The sequence below is a fragment of the Nitratidesulfovibrio oxamicus genome (assembly GCF_015731765.1).
Classification (GTDB): domain Bacteria; phylum Desulfobacterota; class Desulfovibrionia; order Desulfovibrionales; family Desulfovibrionaceae; genus Cupidesulfovibrio; species Cupidesulfovibrio oxamicus.
In genome coordinates this window covers 1-3,877 of sequence record NZ_VRYY01000240.1, presented here as the reverse complement: position 1 = coordinate 3,877, position 3,877 = coordinate 1, and the positions used below count along the sequence as shown (strand labels likewise).

General features: G+C 65.1%; 3 protein-coding genes. All 3 read left to right on the top strand.

The window, feature by feature from the left end; all coding sequences use genetic code 11:
* Nucleotides 1–289 (top strand): ATP-binding cassette domain-containing protein (locus FVW20_RS09330; RefSeq protein WP_196609202.1); only part of this gene is annotated, 289 nt, incomplete at its 5' end.
* The gene (gene bamA / locus FVW20_RS09325) at nt 273–2,960 is read left to right on the top strand and encodes an outer membrane protein assembly factor BamA (protein ID WP_196609201.1); all 2,688 of its coding nucleotides are present in this window, start codon (nt 273–275) and stop codon (nt 2,958–2,960) included. The genes FVW20_RS09330 and bamA, both read left to right, overlap by 17 nt.
* A gap of 328 nt (nt 2,961–3,288) precedes the next feature.
* On the top strand, nt 3,289–3,877 hold a 589-nt coding region (locus tag FVW20_RS09320; protein ID WP_372434980.1), incomplete at its 3' end, for a tetratricopeptide repeat protein.

The window sequence follows — 3,877 nt, the reverse complement described above, 5'->3', positions numbered from 1 at the left end:
CGGCCTGGCCGACCGGACCGCGCACCGGGTAACCACGTTGTCGGGCGGCGAGCGCCAGCGCGCCGCCATCGCGCGGGCCATCCTGATGCGGCCAAAGGTGCTGCTGGCCGACGAACCCACGGGCAACCTCGATGCGCGCACCGGCGACGTGGTGGCGCGCCTGCTGCTTGAACTCAATCGGGAATTGGGCATGACGCTCGTCATCGTTACCCATAACCGCGAATTGGCCGACATCATGGGCAGATGCCTAGAACTCAGAGCCGGAGAGCTGTATGACCAGACTCGCTAGATGGGGGCGCATCCTTGCGATGGCCCTGCTTGTGCTCGCACACGCGGCAACCTCTCCGGCCCAGACGCCGAGGGACACCACCGTCATCGTCCTGCCCTTCCAGGTGAATGCCGGACCGGACCTCGAATATCTCAATGACGACCTGCCGGAGCTCATCTCGCAGCGCCTGGTGGCGCGTGGGCTCACCGTCATTGCCCGGCAGGACACGCAGGCCCTGGTGCGCGACCAGCGCGTGACCAACCTGGACGTGTCCACCGCGCGTGACCTGTCGGTGCTGGCAGGCGCGGGCGTTGCCGTGTACGGCAGCTTCAACCAGGTGGGCGAAGGTTTCAGCATCGACGTGCGCGTGGTGGATGCCCTGGGCATCCGCGCCGCGCGGCCCTTCTTCATCCAGAAGGAAGGACTGATCAATGTCCTGCCCGCCGTGGACGAACTGGCCGAGCGCATCTCGTCCGACCTGCTGCGCCGCAACACCCTGGCCGACGTCAAGGTGCGCGGCACCAAGGTGCTGGACCCCGACGTGGTGCTGATGCGCCTGACCACCCGCAAGGGCGACCCGGTGGATCCGGCCGCCATCAACCGCGAAGTGAAGCGCATCTGGGATCTGGGTTATTTCAGTGATGTGCAGGCCAACGTGGAGCAGGACGGCGAAGGCCTGATCCTTGTGTACACGGTGCAGGAAAAGCCGCGCATCGAAAACGTTACAGTAGAGGGCTCGGACAAGGTGGACGTGGACGACATTCTTGCCGCCATGAGCACCAAGACCGGTTCGGTCCTCAACGAAAAGCTGCTTGCGCAGGACCTGCAGAAGGTTACCGAACTCTACCGCAAGGAAGGCTACTACCTGGCCAAGGTTTCGCACCGCGTAGATTCGCGCGCGGGCGGGGCTGGCGCCAGCCTGGTGCTGACGGTGGAGGAAGGCAAGAAGCTGTATATCAAGAAGGTGGCCTTCGAAGGCGTTGAAAAACTGGACGCCGACGACCTGAGGAAGCAGCTGGCGCTGTCCGAGCGCGGCATGTTCTCGTGGATCACCGGTTCCGGCGTGCTCAAGGACGAACACCTCGAGCGCGATTCCGCCGCCGTCACCGCCTACTGCATGAACCACGGCTACCTCGACGCCATGGTGGCCGCGCCCCGGGTGGACTACGAAGAGGACGGCATCATCGTCACCTTCGCCATCAAGGAAGGTCCGCGCTACAAACTGGGCGAGGTGACCTTTGCGGGCGACCTCATCGAGCCCGACACCCGCCTGACCGAAATCGTCAAGCTGGACGACGTGAAGAAGGAGGACGGGTTCTTCCGCTTCAACGTGATGCAGGAAGACAACAAGGCCCTTACCGACTTCTACGCCGACTACGGCTACGCCTTCGCCGAGGTGAACCCCCGCACCAGGAAGCACGAGGACGAAGCCGTGGTGGACGTGGCCTACACCGTGAACAAGCGGCAGAAGGTCTACATCCGTCGCGCCCTGGTGGAAGGCAACGACAAGACCCGCGACAACGTCATCCTGCGTGAACTGCGCATCACCGACGGCGACATGTTCGAGGGCAAGAAGCTGCGCCGCAGCGCGGAACGCCTGAACAAGCTGCAGTACTTCGAGGCCGTGAGCACGGAACTGGTGCCCACCGAGCGCGAAGAGGAAGTGGACCTGAAGGTCAAGGTGAAGGAAAAGAACACCGGCGCGCTCATCGGCGGCATCGGGTACTCCACCTACTACGAGTTCGGCGTGTCCGGCACCATCATGGAACGCAACCTGTTCGGCAAGGGCTACCAGACCTCGCTGATGGCCATGTTCTCCGGTCGTCGCACCGCGTACCAGTGGTCCTTCACCAACCCGCGGTACAACGACACCAACCTGTCGGTGGGCTACGACGCGTACAACATCCGCGACGAGTACGACGACTTCAGCAAGAACACCATCGGCAACACCATCCGCTTTGCCTACCCCATCGGCGAATACACCACCGTGGGCTGGGGTTACCGACTCGACTTCTACAAGCTGTACGACATCGAGGACGACGCGGCGGACATCATCCACGAGCGCGAAGGCGACAACGTATCCAGCGTCGTGCATGGCCGCATCACCCGCGACACCACGGACAGCCGCGAAAACCCGACCCGGGGCAATATCACCAAGATATTCACCGAGTACGGCGGCGGCATCCTGATGGGCGACGACAACTTCTTCAAGCCCACGGTGCAGACCGAACAGTACTACCAGTGGCGTCCCAACCACGTGCTGCACGGTCGCGTGCGCGGCGGCGTGGTGCTGGAAACCAGCGACGAGGACGTGCCGGTGTTCGAACGATTCTACATCGGCGGCATCGACTCCATCCGCGGCTACAGCTCCAAGGACATCTCCCCGCGCGACAAGGAATCCGGCGACCGCATCGGCGGCGACCGCATGGCCTTCGCCAACCTGGAATACATCTGGGTGTTCCATCCCGAACTGGGTCTTGCCCTGGTGCCGTTCTTCGACGTGGGTTTCAACGCCGACTCGAGCGAGAAGTTCACCTGGGACGACGAGATCAAGAAGTCCGTGGGCCTCGAGTTCCGGTGGCGTTCGCCCATGGGCGACCTGCGCTTCGCCTACGGTATTCCGCTGGACGAAAACCGGGAAGGCGACAAGACCAACGGTCGCTTCGAGTTCTCCATGGGCCAGTTCTTCTAGCCAACGGAGTCGCCCCTGCGGGGCGGGACACCATACGCAACACCACGGGGGCGCGGCGCAGGCCGCGCCCCTTTTGCGTGCGCGACGGGGGGTACGGGTGCCTGCCGCGTCGAGGTTCACTGGTCTTCGCCGGACTGGTCCTGACGGCTGTGTCGTGACGGGTGGGCACGGGCCGCACGCAGTCGGCAATCCCGCCCGGCAGCCCCGCGCGCGGGTACGGGTTGCCAACGGGGTGGGGGTTGCGGTAGGGTTTGCCGCCGCCGCAGCCCGTCCGGGGTACTGCAGGCCGCACCGCGCCGTGGCCGCCCGGCGGAACCCAGGAACGGACATGCACAGGTTTTTCGCCCTCCTTCTGCTTTCCCTCACATTCGTCTGCTGCATCGGCCTTCCCGCATCCGCGAAGGCCGCTGATGCCGCGTCCGCATATGCCGCCGCCAAGAAAGAGCTGGAATCCCTGAAGCGGGACGCCCGGCGCGGCGCACTGCGCGAACCGTGGGTACGCGTGGTGTCCCGGTTCGACGGCACGGTCCGCGAGCATCCCCGATGGTCCAATGTGCCCGCCGCCATGTTCCACGGCGCGCTGGCCATGAAGGAACTGGCCAGCCGCTCGTTTCGCCCGGCAGACTTCGAGGATGCCGCCCGCCGCTTCGAGCGTGTGGCCGCCAGGTTCTCCTGGCACGTGCTGGCCGACGACGCTCTGCTGCACGCGGCGGACATCCGGGGCAACCGCCTTGGCGATGTTGGGGCCTCGCGCAAGCTGCTGGACACCATCCTGACCCGTTATCCCAGCGGGGACATGGCCGAACCAGCCCGCGAGCTGATGGCCGCGCTTTCCGGCGCACCCGGTGGTGATGCGCCCAGGGCGCCCGTGGCCGTTGGCCGGTCTGGCCGCCTGGAGCAGGACGACGACGTGCCCG